General features: G+C 63.8%; 18 protein-coding genes and 1 tRNA gene. 8 read left to right on the top strand and 11 right to left on the bottom strand.

Annotation, left to right across the window (positions count from 1 at the left end):
* Positions 1 to 224: 224 nt before the first annotated feature.
* Positions 225 to 297 (top strand) — tRNA-Lys (locus HMPREF2993_RS10685).
* A gap of 87 nt (positions 298 to 384) precedes the next feature.
* Here HMPREF2993_RS10685 and HMPREF2993_RS10680 read toward each other — a convergent pair.
* The 5 genes from HMPREF2993_RS10680 to HMPREF2993_RS10660 form a co-directional block, all read right to left on the bottom strand.
* Positions 385 to 891: a 2'-5' RNA ligase gene (locus tag HMPREF2993_RS10680; RefSeq protein WP_070702293.1), complete on the bottom strand. Its 507-nt coding sequence runs from the start codon at positions 889 to 891 to the stop codon at positions 385 to 387.
* A gap of 11 nt (positions 892 to 902) precedes the next feature.
* Complete coding sequence (locus HMPREF2993_RS10675) at positions 903 to 1,664, bottom strand: ABC transporter ATP-binding protein (protein ID WP_046647345.1); 762 nt, start codon at positions 1,662 to 1,664, stop codon at positions 903 to 905.
* Positions 1,655 to 2,770 carry a FecCD family ABC transporter permease gene (locus HMPREF2993_RS10670; RefSeq protein WP_246822435.1) on the bottom strand — a complete coding sequence of 372 codons (1,116 nt, stop codon included), beginning with the start codon at positions 2,768 to 2,770 and terminating at the stop codon, positions 1,655 to 1,657. Before HMPREF2993_RS10670 ends, HMPREF2993_RS10675 begins: the two co-directional genes overlap by 10 nt.
* Positions 2,771 to 2,772: 2 nt before the next feature.
* Complete coding sequence (locus HMPREF2993_RS10665) at positions 2,773 to 3,921, bottom strand: ABC transporter substrate-binding protein (protein ID WP_070702292.1); 1,149 nt, start codon at positions 3,919 to 3,921, stop codon at positions 2,773 to 2,775.
* A gap of 268 nt (positions 3,922 to 4,189) precedes the next feature.
* Positions 4,190 to 4,468, bottom strand: a complete 279-nt coding sequence (locus HMPREF2993_RS10660) for a DUF3618 domain-containing protein (protein ID WP_010191207.1) — start codon at positions 4,466 to 4,468, stop codon at positions 4,190 to 4,192.
* 187 nt (positions 4,469 to 4,655) lie between these two features.
* On the opposite strand from HMPREF2993_RS10660, the gene bcp reads away from it, so the two are divergent.
* The gene (gene bcp / locus HMPREF2993_RS10655) at positions 4,656 to 5,126 is read left to right on the top strand and encodes a thioredoxin-dependent thiol peroxidase (RefSeq protein ID WP_070509732.1); all 471 of its coding nucleotides are present in this window, start codon (positions 4,656 to 4,658) and stop codon (positions 5,124 to 5,126) included.
* Positions 5,127 to 5,129: 3 nt separating this feature from the next.
* Positions 5,130 to 5,768, top strand: a complete 639-nt coding sequence (locus HMPREF2993_RS10650) for a TetR family transcriptional regulator (RefSeq protein ID WP_070509734.1) — start codon at positions 5,130 to 5,132, stop codon at positions 5,766 to 5,768.
* 13 nt (positions 5,769 to 5,781) lie between these two features.
* Here HMPREF2993_RS10650 and HMPREF2993_RS10645 read toward each other — a convergent pair whose 3' ends face one another.
* The 6 genes from HMPREF2993_RS10645 to HMPREF2993_RS13655 form a co-directional block, all read right to left on the bottom strand.
* Positions 5,782 to 6,207, bottom strand: a complete 426-nt coding sequence (locus HMPREF2993_RS10645; protein WP_070702328.1) for a holo-ACP synthase AcpS — start codon at positions 6,205 to 6,207, stop codon at positions 5,782 to 5,784.
* A 36-nt stretch (positions 6,208 to 6,243) separates the two neighbouring features.
* Complete coding sequence (locus HMPREF2993_RS10640; RefSeq protein WP_070516075.1) at positions 6,244 to 6,996, bottom strand: ATP-binding cassette domain-containing protein; 753 nt, start codon at positions 6,994 to 6,996, stop codon at positions 6,244 to 6,246.
* A gap of 2 nt (positions 6,997 to 6,998) precedes the next feature.
* Positions 6,999 to 8,057: an ABC transporter permease gene (locus HMPREF2993_RS10635; protein ID WP_070702290.1), complete on the bottom strand. Its 1,059-nt coding sequence runs from the start codon at positions 8,055 to 8,057 to the stop codon at positions 6,999 to 7,001.
* Positions 8,054 to 9,049: a substrate-binding domain-containing protein gene (locus HMPREF2993_RS10630; protein WP_070509737.1), complete on the bottom strand. Its 996-nt coding sequence runs from the start codon at positions 9,047 to 9,049 to the stop codon at positions 8,054 to 8,056. Before HMPREF2993_RS10630 ends, HMPREF2993_RS10635 begins: the two co-directional genes overlap by 4 nt.
* 97 nt (positions 9,050 to 9,146) lie before the next feature.
* Positions 9,147 to 18,059 carry a type I polyketide synthase gene (locus HMPREF2993_RS10625; protein WP_070702288.1) on the bottom strand — a complete coding sequence of 2,971 codons (8,913 nt, stop codon included), beginning with the start codon at positions 18,057 to 18,059 and terminating at the stop codon, positions 9,147 to 9,149.
* Between the two features lie 5 nt (positions 18,060 to 18,064).
* The gene (locus HMPREF2993_RS13655; protein WP_157844603.1) at positions 18,065 to 18,235 is read right to left on the bottom strand and encodes a hypothetical protein; all 171 of its coding nucleotides are present in this window, start codon (positions 18,233 to 18,235) and stop codon (positions 18,065 to 18,067) included.
* 37 nt (positions 18,236 to 18,272) lie between these two features.
* On the opposite strand from HMPREF2993_RS13655, the gene HMPREF2993_RS10620 reads away from it, so the two are divergent.
* The 5 genes from HMPREF2993_RS10620 to HMPREF2993_RS10600 form a co-directional block, all read left to right on the top strand.
* Positions 18,273 to 19,055: an HNH endonuclease family protein gene (locus HMPREF2993_RS10620; RefSeq protein WP_046647354.1), complete on the top strand. Its 783-nt coding sequence runs from the start codon at positions 18,273 to 18,275 to the stop codon at positions 19,053 to 19,055.
* Positions 19,056 to 19,426: 371 nt separating this feature from the next.
* The gene (locus HMPREF2993_RS10615; protein ID WP_049155780.1) at positions 19,427 to 20,410 is read left to right on the top strand and encodes an ABC transporter permease; all 984 of its coding nucleotides are present in this window, start codon (positions 19,427 to 19,429) and stop codon (positions 20,408 to 20,410) included.
* On the top strand, positions 20,411 to 21,496 hold the full coding sequence (locus tag HMPREF2993_RS10610) for an ABC transporter permease (RefSeq protein WP_046647355.1): 1,086 nt from the start codon (positions 20,411 to 20,413) through the stop codon (positions 21,494 to 21,496).
* The gene (locus HMPREF2993_RS10605) at positions 21,493 to 23,463 is read left to right on the top strand and encodes an ABC transporter ATP-binding protein (RefSeq protein ID WP_070702285.1); all 1,971 of its coding nucleotides are present in this window, start codon (positions 21,493 to 21,495) and stop codon (positions 23,461 to 23,463) included. The genes HMPREF2993_RS10610 and HMPREF2993_RS10605 overlap by 4 nt, the downstream gene beginning before the upstream one ends.
* A 62-nt stretch (positions 23,464 to 23,525) precedes the next feature.
* A partial coding sequence (locus HMPREF2993_RS10600) for an ABC transporter family substrate-binding protein (RefSeq protein ID WP_070702283.1) occupies positions 23,526 to 25,158 on the top strand: 1,633 nt, incomplete at its 3' end.

Genomic DNA, 25,158 nt, shown 5'->3' with positions numbered 1-25,158 from the left:
ACGGCCTTCTCACTAGTTAGCGCCACCGCCCTTAACCGTTTCGTTACCGGTCTTCCCCACTCCCACATTCCACGCTTTCAAAGAAGAGAAAAGTAGCCGCTACCTAAGGAGCTCAAAAACCTTTATTCACCTGGCGATTTTACCTTTTCAGGAAGAGGGTGTTAAAGTTACATCTCGTTGCACGGCAGGCACTGAGGAAATCAGAGCCAGCTAGGTAAACACCAGCGCCATTAGCTCAATTGGCAGAGCAACTGACTCTTAATCAGTGGGTTCGGGGTTCGATTCCCTGATGGCGCACAGTTTAACCCCCTTCATCCTAGATGAAGGGGGTTTCTTCGTCCCTTAAGCCGACGACCGCGTTAAGGGGTTAAGGGGGTTAGGCCTTTAAGACCCGAAGACCTCCAAGCGCTGCGTCTTGGGCCGCCACCAGGCGGCATATTCGGCAGTGAATTCTTTATGCTCCGGCCCGGCAATCTCATCGAGGGCACGCATATAGTCAGGCACCAGCGTCCGAGGCAGGCGCAACCCCATCGTCAGGTGCGGGGTCCACCGCGGCCCGCGGCCTTCCGGGTTTGCGGCGCTAACCTGGCGCGCAGCGATCTCCAGGTCATCCGTGGTTTCCAAAAGCCACGCCACGGTCTGCTTACTTTTCCTGCCGAACACCACCGTCCCGACGCGATGAAACAGCGCCGGCAGTAGCGGCGGCAACAGAGTGCGGGCCTTGTCGACGACTGCGGTCTCGAGCGCCGGCGCAAACGTTACCGTAATGTGCGGGCGCTGGTGCTGCACCGGAAAGCCACGCTGAGCCAGGGCAGCATAGACTTCCCGGATCGTGTCTTCATCCTCCGGGGTGAGGTACAGCAGGAGGTTCTCGGGCGAATTTCGGCTCACACGGCCCGAGTCTAACTAACCTCTCGCAGCGCCACGATGGGTTGCCCGCGGTGGTCCAGCACATCTGTCTCTACGCCGTAGACCTCGCGCAAGAGTTCCTCCGTGAGCACCTCCCCCGGCGCGCCGTGAGCGCGTCCCTTGCCGCCGTGAAGCACGACAAGCTGATCGCACATCCGGGCGGCCAGATTGATGTCATGAATCGCCACCAACGCGAGGCTGCCTTCCTCCCGAGCTTTTGCCCGCACGCGGCCCAAGACGAAGAGCTGGCGGTTGAGATCGAGGGCAGAAGTGGGCTCGTCGAGAAGCATGAGCCCAGGGGTCCCCACGAGCATCTGCGCCACGGCGACGAGCTGGCGCTGGCCTCCAGAGAGCTCATTGAGGTAGCGCTGCGCAATCTCATCGAGCCCCATGGAGTGCAGGACCTCGGCTGTGCGGGTGATTGGGTCCTCGCATGCTTCGCGCCGCGCCGCAATCAGCACCGCCTCAAACGCCCGCAGCGCCGCGGTGTGCGGCAGGCCCTGCGGCACGTAGCCAATGAGCTGGCGGCGCCGCTGCCCGCGCGGGGCTTGGCCGTCGACACGAAAATCAACCGTGCCACCCCGCGCGCGGTGCACGCCGGCGAGCGCCTTAATGGTGGTGGTCTTGCCAGACGCGTTCGGCCCCAGCAAGCCCACCACCTGCCCGCCGCGCAGCGTGGGGAGACTCAGCCCGTCTACCACCGTGCGCGAACCATAGCCGGCGGTCAGATCAGCGATGGTGAGTTCTACGTCCACAATGCCCTCCTCCGGGTCATGACGATGGCGATGAAGAACGGCACGCCCAATAGTGAGGTCACGATGCCAATGGGGATGGCCAGCCCGGGCTTAATGACGAGGCTCAGCGCATGGGCGGCACACATCACCGCCGCGCCCGCGGCCATGGATGCCGGCACGAAGTAGCGTTGGTCCTCCCCCACCAGCATGCGCGCGATGTGAGGGCCTACTAGGCCAATAAAGCCGATGATGCCAGCGAAGGCCACGGTGGTGGCCGCGACGAGCGAGACCACGACGAGAACAATCACGCGTAGGCGGGAGGTGTTGATACCGAGGGCGGTGGCGCGGGCGTCACCAAGCCGCAGCGCCGTCAGCCGCCACGACAGCGCGCCCAGGATGGGCAACGCCACTGCAAGCACGCCGGCCAGCACGGCGTTGGCCTGCCAGCTGGCGCGGGTGAGCGAGCCCATGGACCAAAAGACGATCTGCTGGAGAGCCTCGCTGGAAGAGCGGTATTGAATGAGCGCCAGCATGGCCTGGAAGAAGAAGACGAGGCCGATGCCGAGCAGCACCATCGTCTCGGACTTCGCACCGCGAATAACGGCGGCGACGACGATGATGGCCGTGGCCAGCGCCGCCGACAGCCACGCGATGAGCGCGAGGTTGAACTGCGGCTGGGCCAGAAGCTGCCAACGCAACACGATGGCGCTGGCCCCGCCGAAGGCAGCCGCCGCGGAGATGCCGAGGGTAAAGGGCTCCGCCAGCGGATTATCCAGGATGGTCTGCATCTGCGCGCCAGCCAGCGACAGGCTGGCCCCGATAAGCAGCGCCATGACGGCCATAGGCAGGCGCAGGCTCCACAGGACTGTACGCGTTTGCTTGTCGACGCCTCCCGGATCCACCATCCCCCGCAGCACCTGCCCCGGGGTGAGGTCGATGGCGCCAACGATCACACTAAGAACGAATGCGGCGAGCGCTACGCCGATAAGCCCAGCGACGATGGCGATGCGGCGGCGGGTCACGCGGGAGTGCTCGCGTGCGAGGGCCTCCACGGGAAGCACCGCGGTTTCTGCGCGCGTGGTCCGTTCAGGGCTTGCCGAGCGCGCGGTTGAGGTGAGAATGCTCATGACTAGTTGGTGCTGAAGAAGGTTCCGTCGCCGGGTACGGGCGAGTATTTCTCTTGGGCTTCGGCCCATTCTTGCTGAACGTTGACGTCTGCGTAGTCCTCTGGGTGGAGCCACGCGGCGATCTGAAGGAGTGCCAGGTAGTTGAAGGGCGAGTTGTAGAACTGGTGCCACAGGCCGTGGAGGTTGTGCTCCTTGACGGCAGAGAGGTCCTCAAAACCAGGTTGGACGCCGGCCAGCGAAGCGGCGCTCTCGTGGGCATCCTTTTCGCTGATGCCATAGCCGGCGGCAGCGAAGCCGGTGTGGCCCTTTGCGTTATCCACTTTGGCGGACCAGTCGCCGCCGGTGGCGATGATCATGTCGGGATCGGCGTCGATGACCTTCTCCGGGGTCAACGCGCCGGACTCTCCCTCGATGATGCCGTCTGCCACGTTCTTTCCGCCGGCGACGTTGACCAGCTCAGAAATGTTGGAGTCATTCCACGAGCCGCAGCAGTCGGAGACACCCGCTGCGCGCCACACGAAGGTGGAGGGCTTGTCCTGTGCTTTCGTGGCACGCTCGGTCACCAGGTCCACGTTCTTTTGCCAGTCCGCGATGAACTCCTCCGCGCGGTCCTCGTGGCCAAAGATATCGGCGAAGATTTCCATGGTGGGAATGGTGTTCTCCAAGGGCTTGGCGCGGAAGTCCGTGACGGCATAGGTCAGGCCGGCCTGGTCCAACTTGTCGGTGAGCCCGGCGGTCTGGGAGGCCTCATACTGATCCTTGGAGAGCACGATGAGGTCCGGGTCGAGGCTGATGAGCTCCTCCACAGTGACATCACCCTTGGTGAAGCCGCCGATTTCCGGCAGCTCGTTGACCTTGGGCGCGGTCTTTTCCAGCTCGCGGTAGTAGTCGGGCACATTCTGCTTCAGGTCCGATCCGATGGCGACGACCTTGTCCAGCGGGTCTTCCTTGTTGAGGATGCCGGTGGCAAAGACGCTGCGGCCTTCTCCCAGGATGACGCGTTCCGGTGCGTGGTCCAGCTCCACCTGGCGGCCGGCAAGGTCTGTGAAACTCACAGCGGCAGTCCCCTGCGCTCCCGTTGACTGCTCGCTGCCGGCATCGGCATTGTCGGAGGCACAGCCCGCCAGCGCGCTGGCCAGCGCCGCCACCATGGCGCACGCCCCTACTACTCGCCCGGCGCGCGGACGGGATGCCTGGCCTGCAGGCGTCGATACGTGAAGCACGATTTCTCCTTCAAACTTTGGTCTTATGGTCTGTTCGGAGGTTCATACTACACAGACAGGTAAGGCTACCCAAAGCCTGCATAGGGTAGGCAATGCTTCCAGTAACGCATACGGAGCACAAAAATGCCCCACCCCGGGGTATTTCCCAAGGCAGGGCCTCTAGGTATGCAGTCGCGCCCAACGGCGCTAACCGGCTCTAGCGACGCTCAGCGAGCAGGCGCTGCAATTCCTTGATATCGGACTTGCGGCGCTTGGAGCGGAAAACGGAGAAAGCGATAAGGCCTACGACGGCTGCACCAACGCCGGCGAGCGCCATCTGCACATTGCGCTCCTGCAGCTTCTGGGTTGCCGCGCCCTTAGCGTCCTCGACGAAGTTCTGCGGCTTGCTGCGATCAGCCAGCTCATCCAAGGTGCTAGCCAGCTGACGGCGGGTGCGCTCGATGTCGCGCTGGATATCATCAATGTTGCGTGCCACGTGAATCTCCTGAATTTGGCTTCGTTCGGTGTTGCTGCGGTTAGTGTCTTTCTAACCGTTGTGGTTCTAACGTCGACATTCTACATTGACCGCCAGCTCCCCTGCAGAGTTGGCCAACGTTTGTTTCACCCTCGGTGGCGTAGATACGCCAGATAGCCTCCCCGTAGGGCACGGTAAGGTAGACAGCATGACTGAAGCACAACGACTGTCCGTAGGAGACAAGGCTCCCGCTTTTTCCTTGAGCGATGATGCCGGCAACACCGTAAGTCTGAGTGACTATGCTGGCCAGCGCGTCGTGGTTTACTTCTACCCGCGCGCCAACACCCCTGGCTGCACGAAGGAAGCCTGCGACTTCCGCGATAGCCTAGAGCAGCTCAATGGCATGAACATCGCCGTGGTGGGCATCTCCCCCGACAAGCCCGAGGCCTTGGCTAAGTTCCGTGAGGACCACGAGCTGAACTTCCCGCTGCTCTCTGACCCCGATAAGGAGGTCATGACTGCGTACGGCGCTTTCGGTGAGAAGAAGAACTACGGCAAGGTAGTCCAGGGAGTTATCCGCTCCACGTTCCTCGTCGAGGAAGACGGCACCATTGGCCAAGCCATGTACAACGTCAAGGCCACCGGCCACGTCGCCCGCGTGCTCAAGGGGCTCAACTAAACCGTGGAATCTAGCTCGAAGTCACCGGAGATTCTGGTCCCGAGGCGTCGCCCAGCGCAGGCGCGTAGCCGGGCCAAGTATGACCGGATTTTGTCCTGCGCGCGTCAGACGCTCGTGGACCATGGCTTCGAGTCTTTTACTTTCGATGAGGTCTCGCGCCGCGCAGAAGTGCCGATTGGCACGCTGTATCAATACTTCGCCAACAAGTACGTGCTGATCTGCGAGCTTGACCGCCAAGACACCGCCGAAATGCTGGCGGAGGTTGAGCGTTTTTCCCAGCGCGTGCCGGCCCTGCAGTGGCCGGACTTTCTCGAGGAGTTCATTGATCGCATGGCGCGGGTCTGGCGCGAGGACCGCTCGCGCCGCGCGGTGTGGCATGCCGTGCAGTCCACGCCGGCCACCCGCGCCACGGCCGCTGATACGGAGCTGTCTCTGCTCAAACCCATCGCCGAGATCATCGAACCACTTGCCCAAGGAATGGACGAGTCCGCCCGCGTGGAGATTGCGGCCTTCCTCGTCCACACCGTGGTCTCGCTGCTTAACTACAGCACCATGCGCTCGGAGGAGAGCTTCGATGGCGTGGTGGAAGAAATTAAGCGCATGCTCATCGCCTATCTCTTTGCCATCGCCACCAGCGCCTAGATCATGGCGTGGGTTATGGCGTGTGCCGCGAAAGGTGCACGATAGCGGTGGCGTAATCACCATCGTGGCTGATGGACAGCGCCGTGGAAAAATCCCCCAAGGACTCCCGCGTGAGGCGGGCAATCTCGCCCCGCAGTTCAAGTGCTACGCGGCCCCACGCATCGGGGCGGACCTCAATCTCGGCCCAGTCCACGGCCTCCTCCGCTAGGACCGGCGGATGCCCGTAGAGCGCTTGCGACCACGCCTTGATGAAGGCTTCCTTCGCCGCCCAGCGCCCTGCGAGGTGCTGAGCGCGGGCAGCACCGCTCAGACCACGGGCCTGCGCCACGCGCAACTCGGAGGCGCTGAAAACCCGCGCAAAGCGCGTTCCGGGAAGCTCCAGCTGCTGGGCAAAGGAGGGGATGTGCACCAGATCGGTGCCCACGCTCACGCCACTCATAGTCATGCAGGCCAGCTTAGTTGCGCCAACTGTGGCCTAGCGCGCCAGCTCCTGTTTGAGCTCCTCCAGCTCGTCGCCGCCGGCCATCCACTGGGTCAGCTCCGGCAGCGTGACCTCCTCCTTGGAGGCATCCAGCGACATCTGCCCCACCGTGAGCACGATGAAATGATCGCCCACGAGGTAGGCGTGCTGCGGGTTGTGCGTAATGAACACCACGCCCATGCCGCGTTCGCGGGCGGCGTCGATAAAGCGCAACACCATGCCCGACTGCTTCACACCAAGAGCGGCGGTCGGCTCGTCCAAGATGATGTAGCGCGCGCCGAAGTAGATGGCGCGGGCAATCGCGACCACCTGGCGCTGGCCGCCGGAGAGGGCGGAGAGTTCCACGGAGACGTCGCCAAGCTCAATGCCCATCTCGGCCAGCTGGTCATGCGTAATCCGCTTCATCTCTTCCTCCCGCAAGCTCCCCAGCGCCCCGGTGAGTTCCTGGCCCAAGAAAAAGTTCCGCCATACCGATAACGAAGGCACCAGCGCCAAATCCTGGTACACGGTAGCTATACCAGCATCGAGGGAATCGCGCGGGCTGGTGAAATTCACCTCTTCCCCATCGACGGTGATGGTGCCGCCGGTGGGCTGGTTGAGGCCGGCGAGGATCTTGATCAGCGTGGATTTGCCCGCGCCATTATCACCCAGAACGCAGGTCACTGCGCCTTCCTTGACGCGGAGGTTGATACCGCGCAGGGCGTGGAAGTTGCCGAAGGTTTGGGAAATATCGTGCAGCTCAATCATGGTTATCGCTTCCTCGTAAAGTTGGCCACCGAGGTGTTCGTGAGCACAGCAAAGAGCAGCATCGCGCCGAGGAAGAACTTGAACCAGTCAGGGTTCCAGCCGGCGTACACGATGCCCTGGTTGGTCATGCCGAAAATAAGCGCGCCGATGGCGGTGCCCACCGCGGTACCGCGCCCACCGGTCATGGAGCAGCCTCCAATGACCGCAGCGATGATGTAGAGGAACTCGTTACCAATGCCTTGGCCGGCCTGGATGGAGTCGAAGGCAAAAAGGGTATGCATGCCCACGAACCACGCTGCAAATCCGACGAGCATGAACAGCGCCACCTTGACGCGGCGCACGGGAACGCCGACGGCGCGGGCGGCTTCATCGTCGCCACCAACGGCGAAGATCCAATTTCCCCAGCGCGTCTTGTAGAGCACCCACGAGGCAATAGCGACGAAGAGGATCCACCAGATGACGGTAGCGCGGATGCTCAAGCTGCCGATGTGGATAGTGCCGGCAAAAATGACGCGAGCAGAGCCGAAGCCCTCCATGTCCGAGATAATCGGGGTTGCTACCTGGCCGGTGACCAGCTTGGTAATCGCCAGGTTGAGACCCTGCAGCATGAGGAAGGCCGCCAGGGTGATGAGGAAGGAGTCAATCTTGGTGCGCACCACAAGGAAGCCGTTGAGCGCACCGATGGCCAGTGCGGTGATGAGGGACAGCCCCACGCCCACCCACGAGTTTAGGTGGAAGTTGTAGTTGAGCATGGTGGCCACGAGCGCCGCGGAGGTCACCGCCACGCCGGAGGACAAATCAAACTCATTACCAATCATGAGCAGGCCCACTGCTAGGGCCACAATGCCCAGCGTGGAGCTGGCGTAGAGCACCGTGGAGAAGGCCTCCACTGAGCGGAAGGCGGGCGCCACAATCATAAAGAGGACGAAGATGACCACAGCACCGAGCAGGCTGGCCAACTCTGGGCGGCGGATGAGGCGCGCGAAACCGCTGCGACGGGTCAGGCGCGTATCGGCGGGGCTAGATAGAGCCTCGTCTGATGCAGTAGCGGTTTCGCTCATCGCAGACCTGCCTTAGCGGATTCGGAGATGATGTCCACGTTGGTGGAATCCACGAAGGAGGGACCGGTGTACACGGGGCGGCCGCCGCCCATCGTGGAACCGTTGCGGTGCGCCAACCACAGCGAGTCGACGGCGAGGTAGCCCTGCATATAAGGCTGCTGATCGACGGCCCACTCTATGCGGTTGTCCGCGATGGCGTCGACAAGCTCGGCGTTGGTGTCGAAAGTGGAGACCTTGGCCTGGGAGGAGGCGTCAGCAACCGCGTCGGCGGAGCGCATCGCCACGGAGGCCTGCAGCGCCATGACCCAGTCAATGGACGGGTCCTGGCTCAGCTTCGCGTTGATGGTGGACTGCGCAGCAGTGAGATCCTTGCCGTTGACGTACAGGATCTCCACCTTGCCGTTGTCCAGCCCGTCCTTCACGCCGGCGCAGCGCGACTCCTGAGAAGAGTTGCCTTGCTCGTGGATGACGCACAGAACGTGCTTGGCGCCATCGTCCTTGAGGCGCTCACCGGCCTTGGTGCCGGCGACCTTTTCCTCTTGGCCGAAGAAGGCGCTCATGCCGTACTTCTGGTAATCATCCATGCCGGCGTTAAGCCCCACGGTGGGGATGCCGGAATCCGCAGCTTTCTTGGCCACAGGGCCAATCGCCCCAGAGTTAGGCATGGTCACGGCGATGCCGTCCACGCCGGAATCGATGGCGGACTGCACCAAGTTAGCCTGGTTGGGCGCTTCCGGGTCGGAGGAGTAGCGCAGCTCGATGTTGTCCTTGCGGGCGGCATCCTCCGCACCTTTGCGCACGAGGTCCCAGTACGTATCTCCCGGCGCGCCGTGGGAAATCATGGCGACGACAAGACGCTCGGTGTCGACGCCACCGGCTAGCTCGCCGTCCGCTTCGGGGCGGGGCGCACCACCGGTGGCGGAGCAAGCGGCAAGAAGGGTGGCAGCGGCTACCGAAATAAGGCCTAGTAGTGGCTTCTTAGCTTTATTCACCCTTGCATGGTGCCCCAGATTGGGGGACTTCTCCAACCCACCTGACCTGCTTCTTTATCGTTCCAGAGGGTGCACGCTGGGGATACTCTAGCGCCCGCTACCCCCGTTGTGTTGTGTTTCCTCCCTCCGGATCCAGGGTGCCTCCGCGCAAGCGCGCGGACTCGCTCAGCAACGCTGCGGCCTCTCTTTCGGTCACCTCGGTAGCTGGGCCCGAGCCGAGGTTGCGGTTCACCGGCCTCTCGTACAGCGCTGCTCCACCTCGCATGGCATCTTCTAGGCGCCGCAGACCACGCCGCTCGCGATCGGTAGCGGCTGCCCGCCAGGCTTCGGCCACGCCCCCACCCTGCTCCCGGGCCAATGCGGCAAAGAAAGCACCCGGGTGGACCAGCGCGATGAGGGCGGAAACATGCCCGAAGCCCAGGGAGGTCACCAGGCCCGCCTTCGGCGGGGTGCGGCGAAGGTCCAACGGCTGGCGCAGCCACAGCAGGTGCGAGTGACGGCGCAGCACGGGATCGACGCAATCAAGCGAACGATTCGGCGGGAGAATTCCGCTGCGCAGCACCTGGGACAGCCCCACCAGCTGGAAGGCGGCGGCACCGCCCTTGGCGTGCCCGGTCAGGCTCTTTTGCGAAACCACATACAGCGGGTTGCCGGGGCTGCGGCCGAGTGCGGCGGCGATGCGCTCGTGCAGGTCTGATTCGTTGGGGTCGTTGGCGTTGGTGGACGTATCGTGCTTCGACACAACTGCGATATCGTCCGCGCCCACGCCGAGGGCCGCCAGCGAGCGGGCCAGGCGAGAGTCCTGCCCACCCCGCGCCGCGGAGAGCGCACCCAGGCCCGGCGCGGGGATGGAGGTGTGCGCGCCGTCGGCGAAGGACTCGGCAAAGCCCACCACGCCAAGGACGGGCAGCCCCATCTGTGCCGCAAAGCTTCCCCGCGCAAGCAGGATGGTTCCGCCGCCTTCGGATTCCACGAAGCCGGCGCGACGGCGGTCGTTGGCGCGGGAGAAGAACCGGTGCTCAATCCCCTGCGCTGCCATCTCCGCGCTATCGGCCGTGGCCGCCATGTCACCAAAGCCGGTAATGCCCTCAATCGACAGGGCGTCAAAGCCTCCGGCCACCACGAAATCGGCCTTGGACAGGCGCAGCTTGTCGAAGCCCTCCTCCACCGACACCGCCGCCGTGGCACAGGCGGCCACCGGGTGCACCATCTGGCCATAGCCGCCGACATAGGACTGCATGACGTGCGCGGCAATAACGTTGGGCAGCGCTTCCTGCAGGATGTCATTGGGGCGCGGCTGGGCCAAGAGCTTGTCGACGTACAGCGAGCGCAGCGCCTCCTGACCCGCCATGCCGGTGCCCTGGGTGGAGCTCACCCGCGCCGGGTGGACGTGGGCTAAGAGCTCGGCCGGACTAAAGCCCGCCGACAGGAAAGCCTCCACGGTGCACACCAGGTTCCACAGGGCGAGGCGATCGAGGTTATCCACCATGTCCGCGGGGATGCCGTAGACCTGTGGGTCGAAGCCCTCCGGTATCTGGCCGCCCACGAAGCGGGTCATGGCCACGCGCCGCGGAACCCGCACTGCAGAGCCGGCGGGCCGGGTGATCTGCCATTCAACCTCGCCAGTCTGATCAGTAACGCGCCGCAACGTGGCGCCCTCGCAACTATCGACGAAGCTCCGCGCTGTCTCTTCGTCCTGCACGGTAAAGCTCAGTGGCTTCTCCAAGTAGATGGTGGTCAGCTCGGGCGCGAGGTTATCCACCATGGGCAGGTGCGGGCCGAAGTCATCGTGGAAGCGGCGCACACCAATCCCGGCGAGGACCTCGTCGTGGAAGCGCTCGTAGACGTCTTCCTCCGCTAACTCCTCCCCTTCGACTGTCAGCCATCCGGCCGTGCGCTCATCCCAGCTGATGAGCCCGCGGCTCCACGCCAGCTCCAGCACGCCAGCCGCAGAGAGCTCTCCGCCGACCTCCGCCTCAAATCGCGTGCGCGAGGAGCCCAGCGGACCGAGCTCGCCGGCACCGACGATGACCACCATGTCCTCGAGGGACTGCGTCACCCCGTTGAAGTCTGGGCTGGTGCACTCAGCAGGCCTGAGAACGTTCGGCAGGGCCTTCGCCGTTCGCGGAGCCTTCTCTTCGCCCGATCTAGCAGCTGCGCTCGATGCATCTGCATCCTCTGACTGTGAATCCCGGGCAAGCGCGGCTAGGTCTAGCTCGGCCTCGGCCAGCCCGCCAGTGAGGTCCACGCTCAGCGGCGCCTGTGCTGCTTCGGCGCGGATGTCGGAAGAGGCGGTGGCGTCGAGAAGCAGCACCGCCATCTCCTTCGCTGAGAAGGTCCGCACGCCGCGGGCCTCTACCTGCTCCACCAGCGGATCGTTGCCGCCCATCAGGCCGGTGCCGCGCACCCAGCCGATGTGGGCGTGCACCAGCGAGGTCCGCGCGCCCCACGTGGACTGCTCTGCGGACCAGCGGTTAACCAAGGCATCGAGGGCCGCCTTGGCCTCGCCGTAGGCGCCATCGCCGCCGAAGCGCCCACGGTTGGGCGAGCCCGGCAGCACCGCGTGCAGCCGGTGGCCCACGTGTGTATCCGCGCCTACGCCAGACAGCGACGCGATGAGCTTTTCTACCGACCACAGCAGCAGGCGCATCTGGGACTCCGCCCCTGCCCCGGCATCCGCAAGAGTTCCGGCCACACGCGGCGCGGCGAAGGGGAAGAGCAAATCCGGCACGTAAGCCGGCTTCAGTCGCACGGACTCGCCACCCACGGTGGCGGTGCGCTCCGCCGCAATCCATTCAGCGAGCGCATCCACGTCCGCGAAGGAATTGAGGTTTGCTGGAACCACCCACAGGGCCGCCGCACCGACGGCACGGTTGCGGTAGAGCTCCTTATAAAACTCCAGGCGCTCGTGGTTTAGCTGGGAGGTCGTCGCGATGACGGTTGCGCCCTCCGCGAGCAGCTCGCCGATGAGCTCGGCGGCAATCGAGCCCGGCGAGCCACCCGTCACCACGGCTACCTGGTCAGCGAAGAGCAACCCGTCGGCCGGGGTGCGGGCATCGCGGGCTAAGTCTTCGTAGCCGAAGTGCTCGGCCAGGAGCGCAACCTCCTCGCCGGCGCCCAGCACGTCCAGCTTGGGCTCTGTTTCCCCGGCGGCCGCCGCGCGGGCGATGTCCTCGCGGGCGCTGGCCCAGCGGTCGTCGAGAAGCACTGCCTTGCGAGCATCAAAAGCGGGGGCGACGCGCTGCTGCCAGTCGGGGCCCAGCTCCGCGGCAACGAGTTGCTCCAGCTCCGTGTGCGCGGCGCTGTCCCCCTGCTCAGTCGGGGTGGCTTCACGTCCCAGGGCAGCGAGTGCGGCGCGGGCGGAGTCCTTCAGTGCCGTTTCAAGGCGCTCGGTATCGGCGCGCACCGCCTCTGGGTCTACGGTCTCGTGTGGTGTTGGTGCTGCGGCCTTCTGCAGCGAGACTCCTTCGCGCTCGCCGGCAGCGCGCACGGCGTCGTCGATCAGGTCATCAAGCTCAGCCGCCGAGGCCACGGCGGTCATGGGTAAGCTAGCCAAGTCCCCACCGCGCAGCGAGGAGCCCTCGCGCGTGCCCAGGACCAGCTGCACGGTCGCGCGATCGACCCAGCCCGGCCCCAATCCCCAGGTACTGCTCACGCGCTCGGCCACGTAGCTCGGCTTCTTGCCCGCGGGCCCGGTGAGCCGGTTGAGAGCCTGCGCGACCTGCTCTCTGAGGACCTCCCCGAAGGTTGCATAGCCCGGCGCGCGCTGCGCCACGCTCTCCGCCAGCTGCGGGAGAGGCGCATCCGCGGCATTCTCGATGGCGCTGACGCCGAACTCCACGCCGAGGTCAACGAGCAACTGGTTGCGGCGGGAGGACACGCCTTCCACGAGGGTTTCGATGGAATCGGTCGCCGCCATCTGATCGGGGCGGACCTTCGTCCACAGCCCAATGAGCATCTCGAGGGCCTGGTGCACGCTCAGAGGGAGGTCCTCAACGGCGGCCGGGGCCTCCTCGCGCGGGACGTGCACGGAATCTTCCCGGTGTGCCCTGTCGACTGCTTGCCTCGACTCAGATTCTGCCGGTTCCGTTTCGGCAGCGTCCGGCTGCGCAGCCACCTCCGCTGCTGAGTCGGGCACCGGCTCGGCGTCTTCGGCAAAGACTCGCCCCCGGTCGCGCTCGTAATTCAGCACCTCGATGCCTGCGCTGCCCGCGTACTGGGGCAGGCGCAGGGTTTGGCCCAGCATGTTGGTCAGCGTCGGTGCGGCACCAACGCCGACCTCAAGGAAACGCTCCACGCCGAGCTGCCCAAGGAGCAGGTCCTGGGTCTCTATCCAGCGAACCGGGGAGGCAAACTGCCAGGCCAAAAGCTCGATGAGCAGGGTTCGCCCCAAGCGCGCCGGGCTTGCCATGGCACCATCGAAGTCCGCCAGGATCTCCGCGATGGGTTCCGAATCCACCACCGCGGCGATGGATTCCACGAACTCGCGGCTGAGCGCGAAGGGCCGCGCCACGAGGTTTGGAATATAGCGCCCCACCAGGGCATCGAGGTTGATCCCTTCAGGGATGAGCGCGTCAAGGTGCGCGCGGAAATCTGCCACGCCGCTCACTAAGCGGGAGGAGTGGAAGGGCACGTCAATCCCCGAGATGGGGATGACGGCACGTTGCCCAGGGGCGCGCCGCTCGGCGTCGCTCGCCAGCGCATCCAGGCCCGCCTTCGTGCCGGCAACTGCATATTGGCGCCCGGCAATATTGTGGTTGACCACCTCAAGGAACTCGCCGGTCTCTGCGGCCACGCGGGCGACATGGGCGAAGGCCTCGCCCGCGCTCATCCCCATCTTGTGCGGGCGCAGCGCTGCCAAACCGTAGAGCGACTGGCCCGCGGAATCGCGCTCGACCAGACGGTGCATGGTGAGGCCGCGGACATAAACAATGTCCAGGACCGCCTCCAAGGACAGGACCTCGGCATAAGCGGCCAAGGCGTTGTACTCGCCCACCGAGTGGCCAGCGAAGAAGGCACCGCTCTCGAGGACCCCGGCTTCCTTGAGCGCTGCTATCTGCGCGCAGCCCAGCGTGGCCATGGCCACCTGCGTGAACTGCGTCAGATAAAGCACGCCGTCCGGGTGGGTGAAGGTCTCACCATCTACCACCACGGTGTCGGGGTTGTGGCGGACGATCTCCAGGATGGAAAAGCCCAAGCTCTGCCGCGTGTGCTGGTCCGCTCGCTCCCACACGGCGCGCGCCGCTGCGGACTCCGCATAGTCCTTCATCCCCATCCCCGGGGATTGAATGCCTTGGCCGGGGAAGGCATAGAAGGTGGTGGGACTGCTCATCGTCGCTCGCGCCTGCAGCACCGGCACGTCCTGGCTGGTGGCGGTCACGCTGCGGATCTCGCCGTAGCCGCCGCGCTTGTCGACGCCCACCCGTTCCACCTCGAGCTCCACCTCTCTGCCCGGCAGCGCGGGTGCAAGCCAGGTAGCGGACCACTCGAGAACGCGAGCGCCGTCGAAAGCCGCGGCTGCTTGCGCCAGCGCCGAGGTCCACATGCCGTGGACGATGGGGCCTTCACGGTGCCCCGCCAATGCCGCTGCGTTCGCAGACAGGTGGATAGGGTTCCTATCCCCCGTGACCACGGCAAAGGGCCGCAGCGATTCCGGTGCCACCGCGGTGGTGCGGTGGCGGAAGGAGCGCGGTGTCTCACGGAAGGACGGCTCTGCGCTGTTTTCTTGCGAGCCTTGAACTGTGGCGCCCACGGTCTCGAGCGGGGCATCACCGCGCCGCCCGGTAATAAGGAAGCGCTCGTGCAACTGCGCAAATTCGCGCTCGCCGCCGCCTACCGCGGCGGCGACAGCAACGCTCACGTCGATGAGGCGCCCCGAGGGCGTATCGCGAACGTCTTTCAGTGCTGCGGTGTAGTTCAGTGCCAAGGGCTCCCAGCCCAGGGCGACGCTGCTGCGAAGCAGCTCCCAGGTGTCTGACTTGAGGCTCAGCGAATGCTCAAGGTGGACGAGGTCAAGGAAGCCCTCCACCACCGGCTCCCCTGACTGCGTGTGGGCACCGGCCAGCACAGCGAAGGTGGCCGGCCAGGCGGGGCCGACGAGGACATCGGGCGAGACAGTAGCGCTCATTTCCCCGCTCGTCACCGCGCTGTAGTGGGCGATATCGGTGGCGCTGAGGTGAGCGCTGATTGTTGCGGCCCCCGAATCAACCTCAGGTAGGTCACCGCCGAGGGCCTGGCGCAGCAGATCCCGCATGGCGGATTCAGCATCCTCGACCTTAACGAGTGGTGAGGCACCCGGAACGCGCGGCGGAGTGATGCGAACGCGCAGCTCAGCTCCGGAGTGAAAAGGAACGGTCAACCACATGGTGCCGTCGACCGCAGTGTCCAGCTCGGCCCCATCAAGTCCAAGACGCAGGGGGTTGGGCTGCTCGCGCCCCGCCCAATTTAGGCCCGGGGCTCGGCGGATGAGCTCTTCATTACTTAAGACAGGCTCCTCGCTGGAGTCGTCGAGAAGCGCAAGCGCCGCCTGCTCGAAGCGGCCTAGTATCTGTGCCACCGGTTCGTTGGCCTGCTCGATTCCCTCAACAGCCGCCGTGCCGGGGATGATGCAGACCTCATCGGCCTCGTAGTGCTCATCGTGCGCCTGCCACAAGGTGTCGCGGCGCCAGCGGCGGCGTACCTCGGAATCGATAACCGGCACAAAGTTTGCGGGTTTGCCCGGACCGTCCACGAGTTGAATGAACCACGCGGCGTCGGTCGGGTGCAGCGCGGCGTCACCGTAGAGTCCGGTTAGCTGAGCAATTGCCTCAACTGGGTTTTCGCGGTCAACCTCAACGCACAGCGCAATCTCGCCGTGATCGGTCGGGTGCAGACGGGCTTCGGCGCGAGCCACCATGCGCGTGAATCGGCTCAACCAGGATTCATCGACCCAGCCGTCCCGGTAGGACAGCTCGAGGTAGCGCTGCAGCCACTCGGAATAGGACATCTCATCGAGGTCGCCGAGGTAGGGCTTGCACGTGCGCCCGATAGCCCCAATGATTTCCGCGCAGCGTGCCTCCACGGCCGCGGCATCGCCGGCCACCTCATCGAGGAGGCGCCCGGCGCGGGCAAAGGAATTGTCTATCTCATGAATGTCCGCGCCCAGGTCCGAGCGGCCCGACACAACATCCCTACTGTGCGCGGCAACGAGCGCCTGTTTTACCGACTCGGATGCGGTGGATTCCTTCGCCGCCATGACAGCGGTGCCCACCATGATGGCATCGACTGGCGCCGCGGGCAGACCGAAGCGCTGCGCCCACGTACCCATCAGGTACTCTGCACCGCGCGCCGGGGTACCGATTCCCCCACCAACGGTGAGGAGGACATTGTCACGCTCGCGGATCCGCGCGTAGGTAGCAACAAGGACGTCATCGAGACCTTCTAAGGAGTGGTGACCTCCAGCCGCGCTGCCTTCCAGCTGCATGATGATGGTGGTCTCAGTGAGAGCATCGGCGATACGGAGTACCTCCTCCACCTGCGCCGAAGTTCCCGGTTTGAAGGCGACCCACGGGATGTTCTTGGCGTGGAGCTTCGCCACCAGCTCTTTGGCCTCCTCCACGGGCGGAATGCCAGCGGAAATCACCACTCCGTTGATGGGTGCTCCTGCTGCGCGTGCTCGCAGAATCGAGTTCGGCCCCTCGATCTGGCGACGCCACTGGGAAGCCGCGAGGTACAGCGCGTTGAACTGGGCATTCACCCCGGGCTGCAGCATCCGGCCCAGGGTATGCAGGTTCTCCTTCAGGATGTCATCGGTGTGCTGTCCCCCGCCGGCCAGCTCCGCCCAGTGCCCGGCATTGGCGGCTGCGGCTACGATGCCTGGGTCCACCGTGGTGGGGGTCATCCCGGGGAGCATGACTGGTGAGTAGCCGGTGGCCCGTGTAAAGGCAGTCGCCAGACGCCCGCTTTCAACGCGCGGTGTCCACTCGGACCACGCGCGGGGCAGAGACGGTGCGCGGCCCGGCTCGACGAGCTGGGCCAATCCTTCCGCCGTCCCCACGGCAAGCGTGCCCACGCCGCGTCCAGCAACGAGCTCGCGCGTCAACGGCTCCACCCCGCGGGAAGGCCCCACTTCTAATATCCAGCGAGCCCCGGCTTCGAGCGCCGAGTCAATGCGCTCGGTCCAGTCCACGTAATCCGTGAGCACGGCCCGCGCGAGCTGCGCGGTGATTTCTAGGTCCAAGCCGATTCGCTCCGCCCAGCTTTCCACCTGCTCCACCGCAAACTGCATGGTGGGATGGTGGAACGCTGCTGAAACCTCAAGGTCGGTGACAGCGATGGCGGCTGACTCCCCTTCCCTCTCGTCATTAAGGGGTGAGCTCTCCTGCAGCGTGGCCTTCACTCGGGCGAGCTCAGCCGGTGTTCCGACGATGACGAAGCGCCCACGGCCGTTGTCGAGCCCGATGTGTGCTCCGACTTCGCGCAGTTGCTGTCTCGTCGCGCCCGTCACCGCCGCCATGGGCGCGCCCTGCGGGGTGCGTATGAGCCCAGCGCTGCGCGCGGTAGTCGTCATGGCTGCACCGATGAGGCGTGCCAGCGCCAGGGCCTCCGCTGGTCTCATGCGCTTCTCCACCACCGCTGCGGCGAGTACGCCTTGGGAGTGACCAATGCTGGTGACGGCGTCGTCGAGTTCTACTCCGTGCGCGCGCAAGCATTCGAGTACGGCCAGCTGAGCGGTGAGAATGCCGGGGGTGGAAAGCGAGGCGTCGGCAAGCGCGTGCGCCCACGCAGGCTCCTCGTCCGCCCAGGCCAGAGGGTCAAAACCGCGTGGCGCGGCGGGCACAAGCTCGTCCTCCAGCGGAGCGAGGAGTTCTTCTGCCTCGGCGAGGTACTCAGCCAGTTGCGGTCGCACGCCGGCAGCGAGGGCACTGCGCAGCGTCGGCAGCCAGGCATAGCCTTGCCCGGAGAAAAAGAGTGCGAAAAGCTCGGCGTCTAGGCGCGCGGACAAAGGCACAGAGACGTGGAAATCAGACACCTGCGCTACTCCCCCAAAGTGCGCGCAACAAGCTGCACGGCCTCATCGAGGGAAGGATGCGATGTCGGCTTCGGCATACCGCAAAAGACCTGGCAGGCGTGATCCGGGATGACCTCCGCCGAGCGCGTAAGGCCGCGCTCGGCGAGGTAGTCGTCAAAGAACATATCGATACTCATACCGTGTGCCGATTCTACCCACTAGGATCAATTCGTCATGGCCTCTCGAACCCCGTTCTTCATCGCCGCGCTCCTCAACGCCGCGGTGGCTGTGCTCGTGGTGGTCGGCCTGCTCCTTCCCTCCCCGGCTGCTCCCCCAGCGGCGGGGCCGAGTGCTTCCACAACAACAGCGGCGCCCGCGCAAGAAGCCCCCACAGAAGAACACTCCGACGAAGCCACGCCCCCGCCAGACATTGCGCCAGACATCGCCGAAGCGCTCGCCGCCCTAGATTCTCTGGAGGTCAAGGGCCGCGCTCCCATGACCGGTTATGAGCGCGAGGAATTCGGCCAGGCCTGGTCCGATGATGTCACGGTGAAGTTTGGCCACAACGGCTGCGACACCCGCAACGATATCCTCCGCAGGGACCTGGATCCGGAAAGCCTCGTGCTCAAGGAAGGAACCCACGACTGCGTGGCGCTCGCCGGCACCTTGCATGATCCTTATTCGGGCCAGGACATTGAGTTTCAGCGCGGGGCGCAGACCTCGAGTGCGGTGCAGATCGATCACGTTGTGGCGCTGGCCGACGCCTGGCAGAAAGGCGCCCAGCAATGGTCACCCGAGAAGCGCCGCAACTTTGCCAATGATCCCCGCAACCTCCTCGCCGTCGATGGTCCTCTCAACCAGCAGAAAGGCGCCGGCGATGCCGCCACGTGGCTGCCGCCCAACAAAGGTTTTCGCTGTGAGTATGCGCGTCGCATCGTCGAGGTAAAAGCGGTCTATGAAATCTGGGTCACGGAGGCAGAAAAAGATGCGCTGAGCCGGCTCCTGCATGCTTGCTGAGCGTTCCTTACCCCTTATCTATTCAGCGCAATCCCCCTGCACACTACCCCCAAACTATGCGCATATTATTCACTGCCACCCAGGCAATCAGGCACGATTTGTGAGCCCAAAGAAGCTTTCAGTCCCTGCACCGACACTCCCCTGCTTGCAAATTTCTATAGGCCAATTAATATGTAATTAATACAAAGTTTTCACACGCGGGGAGTACCCCCCATGAAATAAAAACAATCATTATTCCTCTCCTGTCTCACATTTCTTTTAATATGTGACACAGCACCTAGCCTGAGGTCTAGGTCACATGAGTGCGGTTAACTCTTATCGGCCGCCATACTCACCGAATCTGCCGAGACAAACCCTGCGAAGGAATAGTGATGTTCAAGTACATCATCAAGAAGACCGCCAGCTGGCTGGTAGTCATCTTCCTCGCGACTAATATCGCGTATCTCCTGGCCGCAACCTTCCTTGATCCCCGATCAAATTATGTCGGCCGCAACCCACCGCTCGAGCCGGAAGAAATCGGCCGCATCCTCACTCCGCTCGGACTCAATCCTGAGACCCCGCTTATTGAGCGCTGGTGGGGCTGGCTCTCTAACATTCTCTTCCACTGGGACTGGGGTACCTCCCCTCTCGGCGACCCGGTCAGCGCACAAATCGCTCACCGCGCACTCGTCTCGGCGCAGCTGCTGCTCGTCGCCACAATCCTCTCCGTCATCATCGGCGTTGGCCTCGGTGTCTACACCGCTTCCCGCCAATACAAAGCGGCTGACCGCTTCTGGCAGGGCGTTTCCATCATCACGATGAACACCCACGTGGTCGTCGCCTCCATTCTGGTTGTTGCCGGTGGCCTGTGGATCAACCGCGTCACCGGCCACCGCGTGGTCTACGTGACGGGCGCGTCCAGCCTCGGTGTCGAGGGCTTCTTCCCCAAACTTCTGGATATGGCGCAGCACCTCATCCTGCCGTCCATTTCCCTCATCATCATCAGTTACGCCGGGTATCACATGATGCAGCGCACCTTGCTGCTGGATAACCTGAACGCCGATTATGTGCGCACCGCCCGCGCCAAGGGCCTGACCCGTGCGCAGGCTATTCGCAAGCACGCCCTGCGCACCTCCATCATCCCGGTTGCGACCTCCGTGGCCTTCTCCGTTCCCGGCATTTTCACCGGCGCCATCATGACGGAAACCATCTTCGCGTGGAAGGGAATGGGCCAGTACTTCATCGAAACCATCAGCCGCAACGATGTCAACGGCACCACCGCCGTCGCCGCCTTCGGTGCCGTCATGATTGCTTTCTCCGCAATTCTGGCTGACCTCGTCGTCGTAGCCCTCGATCCGCGAGTAAGGGTGAGCTAAATGTCTCCAGAAAAGAAATCCACGTCGCCGCGCTCAGAAGCACGCCACACCGAGCGCCACCGCCGCAACGATCTCGCCATCGACACCGCCGCGGACAACCTTGGCGTGCGCCCGCATACCGCCACTGCTGACTTTTCACCGCAGACCGAACCCAGCGCACAGTCCGCACTTGGTTCCGGCGTCGATGTCGATGACGCACAGCGCAAGCAGTTCTCCAGCAACGAGTTCCGCGGCACCTCAAAGCTCAAGCTGTACGTTCGCCGTTTCTTTCGCAACAAGTTCGCGGCCGTCGGCCTCGTCATCTTCGTGTTGCTCACCCTGCTGGCCATCTTTGGCAGCCTGCTGACCCCCTGGGGTTTCGATGAGCCGGACTTCTTCAACCTGTCCACCGGACCTTCCTCCGAGCACTGGTTCGGCACGACCGATTCCGGTAACGACCTCTTCGCACAAACCGTCCACGGCCTGGGCCGCTCGCTCATCATTGCGCTTATCGTGTCGATAGCATCCACGGTGTTGTCCGCTTTCATCGGCGCGGCCGCGGCCATTTACGGAGGCGCGGTGGAAAAGGTCATCCTGGCCGTCATCCACTTCCTGCTGGCTATTCCGACCTTCCTGCTCATCGCTCTGGTGGTCTCCGATTCCGGCGGTGACTGGAAGCTGCTCATCGTGGTGCTCATCGTCTTCGGCTGGATGTACCCGGCGCGTGTCATCTGGGCCATGGCGCTCAGTGTGCGCGAGAACGACTACGTCCGCGCCGCGGACTACATGGGTGTTTCGCGCCTGCGCACCATCTTCCGCCACGTAGTGCCCAACATCGGTTCGCTGCTCATCATCCAAGCGGCCCTGGGCGTGGTGTCCACCATCATGTCGGAGACCGCGCTGTCCTTCTTGGGCTTGGGCGTGAAGCTTCCCGACGTCTCCCTGGGCACCCTCCTGGCCGGCGGCGCCAACGCCGTCGAGGCTTCACCCTGGCTCTTCTACTTCCCTGCAGGCATCCTCACGCTGCTGACCGTCTCCATGGCGTTCATCGCCGACGGTCTGCGCGACGCCATTGACCCCAACTCGAACTCTGGAGGCCGAGCATGACCCCGCAGAATACTGCGCATAACGCCAACGCCGTCCCGGCCAGCCGCGCTACCGATCCCGCCGCGTCCGCCGACCCGGTTCTGTCCGTACGCAATCTGTCCGTCACCTTCCCCTCGGAGGCCGGCTCCGTCCACGCCGTACGTGGCGTTGACTTCGACCTTATGCCGGGCCGCACCCTGGCCATTGTGGGTGAGTCCGGCTCCGGTAAGTCTGTGACCTCCCTCGCGGTTATGGGTCTGCTACCCGACTACGCCAAGGTGGAAGGCTCCGTGGTCTATGCCGGCACCGAGCTCATCGGCAAGTCCGACAAGGAGATGTCGAAGATCCGCGGCAAGGACATCGCCATGATCTTCCAGGATCCACTCTCCTCACTGACGCCGGTTTTCTCCATCGGCGACCAGCTCATCGAAGCCATCCAGACCCACCGCGATGTCTCCAAGAAGGAAGCGGAGAAGGAAGCCATTCGCCTGCTCGAACTCGTCGGCATCCCGGAAGCGGACAAGCGCGTGAAGTCCTTCCCGCACGAGTTCTCCGGTGGTATGCGTCAGCGCGTGGTCATCGCCATCGCCATGGCGAATAACCCGCGCGTCATCATCGCCGACGAGCCCACCACGGCCCTCGACGTCACCATCCAGGCTCAGATCCTGGAGGTGCTCAAGGTTGCGCAGCGCGAAACCGGTGCGGCCGTCATCATGATTACCCACGACATGGGCGTGGTCGCCGGCACCGCCGACGACGTTCTCGTCATGTACGCCGGACGCCCGGTGGAGCTCGGCGATGTCGACACCATCTTCAACAACCCCAAGATGCCCTATACCGTCGGGCTTCTCGGTTCCACGCCGCGCGTGGACAAGGCCACCGATGAGCCTCTCACGCCTATCGCCGGTACTCCGCCGCGCCTCATCGAGGTCGCAGCCGAATGCCCCTTCGCCGACCGTTGCCCCGTAGTGCAGTCAGAGTGCCGCACCGTGGAGCCGGAGCTGCGCGCGCTGGACGACGCCCCCAACCACTTCGCCTCCTGCCTGCGCTCCGATGAGATTAAGGACGGCACGATCGGTGGTGAACGCATGTACCCGCTGCCCACGATCTCTCCGGACTCGCTGGGTGACACACCCTATGAGAAGCGGCCAGTCACCTTGGAGGTCAAGAACCTGGTCAAGGACTTCCCGCTTATCAAGGGAGCGATTCTCAAGCGCCGCGTCGGCACCGTGCACGCGGTCAAGAACGTCAGCTTCGATGTCCACCAGGGCGAGTGCTTCGCCATCGTGGGCGAGTCCGGCTCAGGCAAGACCACGACCTTGCTGGAGATCATGGACCTCAACCCGCCAGAGGGCTCCACCATCGTGGTTAATGGCACCAATACTTCTGGTTTGAGCGCGTCTGCACGCCGCTCTCTGCGCAAGGACATCCAGATCGTCTTCCAGGACCCAATGAGCTCGCTCAACCCGCGCATGACCATCCGCGAGATCATCGCCGAGCCGCTGGAGTCGCTGGGGTACGAGGGGGACGTCGGCCAGCGCGTGGCTGAACTGATGAAACTAGTCGGTTTGGAGTCCCACCAGGTGGACCGCTTCCCCGGACACTTCTCCGGCGGGCAGCGCCAGCGCATCGGCTTGGCCCGCGCGCTCGCCACCAACCCCTCCATCGTGGTGCTCGATGAGCCCGTCTCCGCCCTCGACGTGTCCATCCAGGCTGGCATCATCAACCTGCTGCACGATCTGAAGAACCGCCTCGGGATCTCCCTGGTCTTCGTCGCCCACGACCTGTCCGTTGTGCGCCACCTCTCCGACAAGGTCGCCGTGATGTACAAGGGCGATTTCGTGGAATACGGCCCCACCGACGAGGTCTTCGACAACCCCCAACACGCTTATACCCGCGCGCTGCTCTCCGCCATCCCGGTGCCGGACCCAGCCGTGGAACGTGACCGGGTGCGCGAGATTTACCAGCCCGCCGAAACCCCGGCTTAGCAAGACTTATAACTGAATACTCACCCCTTTGTCTCCATGTTTCCTCTCGAAAGGACACAAAAATGAACATGAAGCTCCGCAGGACCGCCCTCGCAGTGGTCACCGCCTCTGCCCTCATCCTCACCGGCTGCGCCTCCGATGGCGGCTCCGGCAGCTCTGAGGGCTCCAAGGACTCCAGCAACTCCACCTCCGGCGAGAAGCTCGACGTCAAACTGGACGGCTCCTACAACGCCAAGGACCGCTCCGAGCTGAAGGAGGGCGGTGAGCTGCGCTTGGCCATCACCGAGATCTCCCAGCAGCAGAACCCCTTCCAGGCCGACGGCACTCTGTACACCAACGACGTGTGGAAGTACTACAACCCGCAGATCGGTCTCTTCGATGGCGCAGGTGAATTCCACGTCAACAATGACTACATCACGGATGTCAAGGACGAGGAGAAGGACGGCAAGACCGTCGTCACCTACACCATCCACGAAAAGGCGCAGTACAACGACGGCACGCCGATTGACTGGAAATCCTTCGAAAACACCTGGAAGTTCAACAACGGTGAGGACGAGGAAGCCAACGTCTCCTCCACCGACGGCTACGAGCTCATCGAGTCCGTGGAGCCGGGCGAGAACGACAAGCAAGCCGTCATCACCTTCAAGCAGGCCTATCCCTGGTGGCAGGGTCTGTTCAACTTCCTACTCCCGCCGCAGGTGGATTCTGCGGAGAAGTTCAATACCGCCTACCTAAGCAAGGTTCACCCGGAGTGGGGTGCGGGCCCATTCAAGGTTGAAAACGTTGACTTCCAGAGCGGCAGCGCTACCTTCGTCCCGAATGAGAAGTGGTGGGGCGACAAACCTTTCCTGGACAAGGTGACCTACCGACAGATGGAGAGCCAGGCTTCCATCAACGCCTTCAAGGCCGGCGAAATTGATGCAACCGGCGTAGGCAACAAGGAGCGTCTGGCTGCGGTCAAGGACATGGAGGGCATTGAGATCCGCACCGCCATGGTCCCATCCAACTCGCTCATCGTTCTCAACTCCAAGAACGAGATTCTTTCCGATGCCAAGGTCCGCGAGGCCATCATGACCGGTATCGACCGCTCCACGCTGTCCGGCATCCGCTTCAACGGTCTCAACGGTTACACCGAGGACCTGCCAGGTTCCTTCAACCTGTACCAGACCCAGGAGGGCTACGAGGATAACTTCGGCTCCGTCGTGAAGTTCGACGCCGAGAAGGCCAAGTCGCTGCTCGATGAGGCCGGCTGGAAGGAAGGCGGCGACGGCATCCGCGAGAAGGATGGCAAGAAGCTGTCCATGCGCTACACACTGCTGGGTGATTCTTCCATCAGCAAGGCCCTGGCTACCGCCACCCAGAAGATGATGAAGGACATCGGCGTGGACCTGAAGGTGGAGGAGCGCCCCTCCGCGGACTTCTCCAAGATCACCTCCTCCTATGACTTCGATGTCTTCCCCATGGGCTTCACCTCCGGCGATCCGTTCGGTGTGGCCTACTTCGGCCAGGTTTACCGCTCCGGTTCTCAGCTCAACCGCTCCGGCACGGGTAGCCCGGAGATGGACAAGAAGATCGATGAGCTCGCCAAGATCTCCGACCCAGACGAGCAGATCAAGGAAGCCAACAAGCTGGAGAAGGAGGCAATGGCCCAGTACGGCATCATGCCGATTTACAACGGTCCGGACATGGTGGCAA

This window comes from Corynebacterium sp. HMSC068G04 (assembly GCF_001814885.1).
Lineage (GTDB): Bacteria > Actinomycetota > Actinomycetes > Mycobacteriales > Mycobacteriaceae > Corynebacterium > Corynebacterium hiratae.
This window is presented reverse-complemented; position numbering and strand designations above follow the sequence as displayed.

Excerpts from the sequence above, each read along its gene's own strand:
- HMPREF2993_RS10670 (WP_246822435.1), bottom strand. The coding sequence starts at position 2,770 with ATGAGCATTCTCACCTCAACCGCGCGCTCGGCAAGCCCTGAACGGACC.
- HMPREF2993_RS10605 (WP_070702285.1), top strand. The coding sequence starts at position 21,493 with ATGACCCCGCAGAATACTGCGCATAACGCCAACGCCGTCCCGGCCAGC.
- HMPREF2993_RS10640 (WP_070516075.1), bottom strand. The coding sequence starts at position 6,996 with ATGATTGAGCTGCACGATATTTCCCAAACCTTCGGCAACTTCCACGCC.
- HMPREF2993_RS10665 (WP_070702292.1), bottom strand. The coding sequence starts at position 3,921 with ATGGTGGCGGCGCTGGCCAGCGCGCTGGCGGGCTGTGCCTCCGACAAT.
- HMPREF2993_RS10610 (WP_046647355.1), top strand. The coding sequence starts at position 20,411 with ATGTCTCCAGAAAAGAAATCCACGTCGCCGCGCTCAGAAGCACGCCAC.
- HMPREF2993_RS10645 (WP_070702328.1), bottom strand. The coding sequence starts at position 6,207 with ATGAGTGGCGTGAGCGTGGGCACCGATCTGGTGCACATCCCCTCCTTT.
- HMPREF2993_RS10620 (WP_046647354.1), top strand. The coding sequence starts at position 18,273 with ATGGCCTCTCGAACCCCGTTCTTCATCGCCGCGCTCCTCAACGCCGCG.
- bcp (WP_070509732.1), top strand. The coding sequence starts at position 4,656 with ATGACTGAAGCACAACGACTGTCCGTAGGAGACAAGGCTCCCGCTTTT.
- HMPREF2993_RS10635 (WP_070702290.1), bottom strand. The coding sequence starts at position 8,057 with ATGAGCGAAACCGCTACTGCATCAGACGAGGCTCTATCTAGCCCCGCC.
- HMPREF2993_RS13655 (WP_157844603.1), bottom strand. The coding sequence starts at position 18,235 with ATGAGTATCGATATGTTCTTTGACGACTACCTCGCCGAGCGCGGCCTT.
- HMPREF2993_RS10615 (WP_049155780.1), top strand. The coding sequence starts at position 19,427 with ATGTTCAAGTACATCATCAAGAAGACCGCCAGCTGGCTGGTAGTCATC.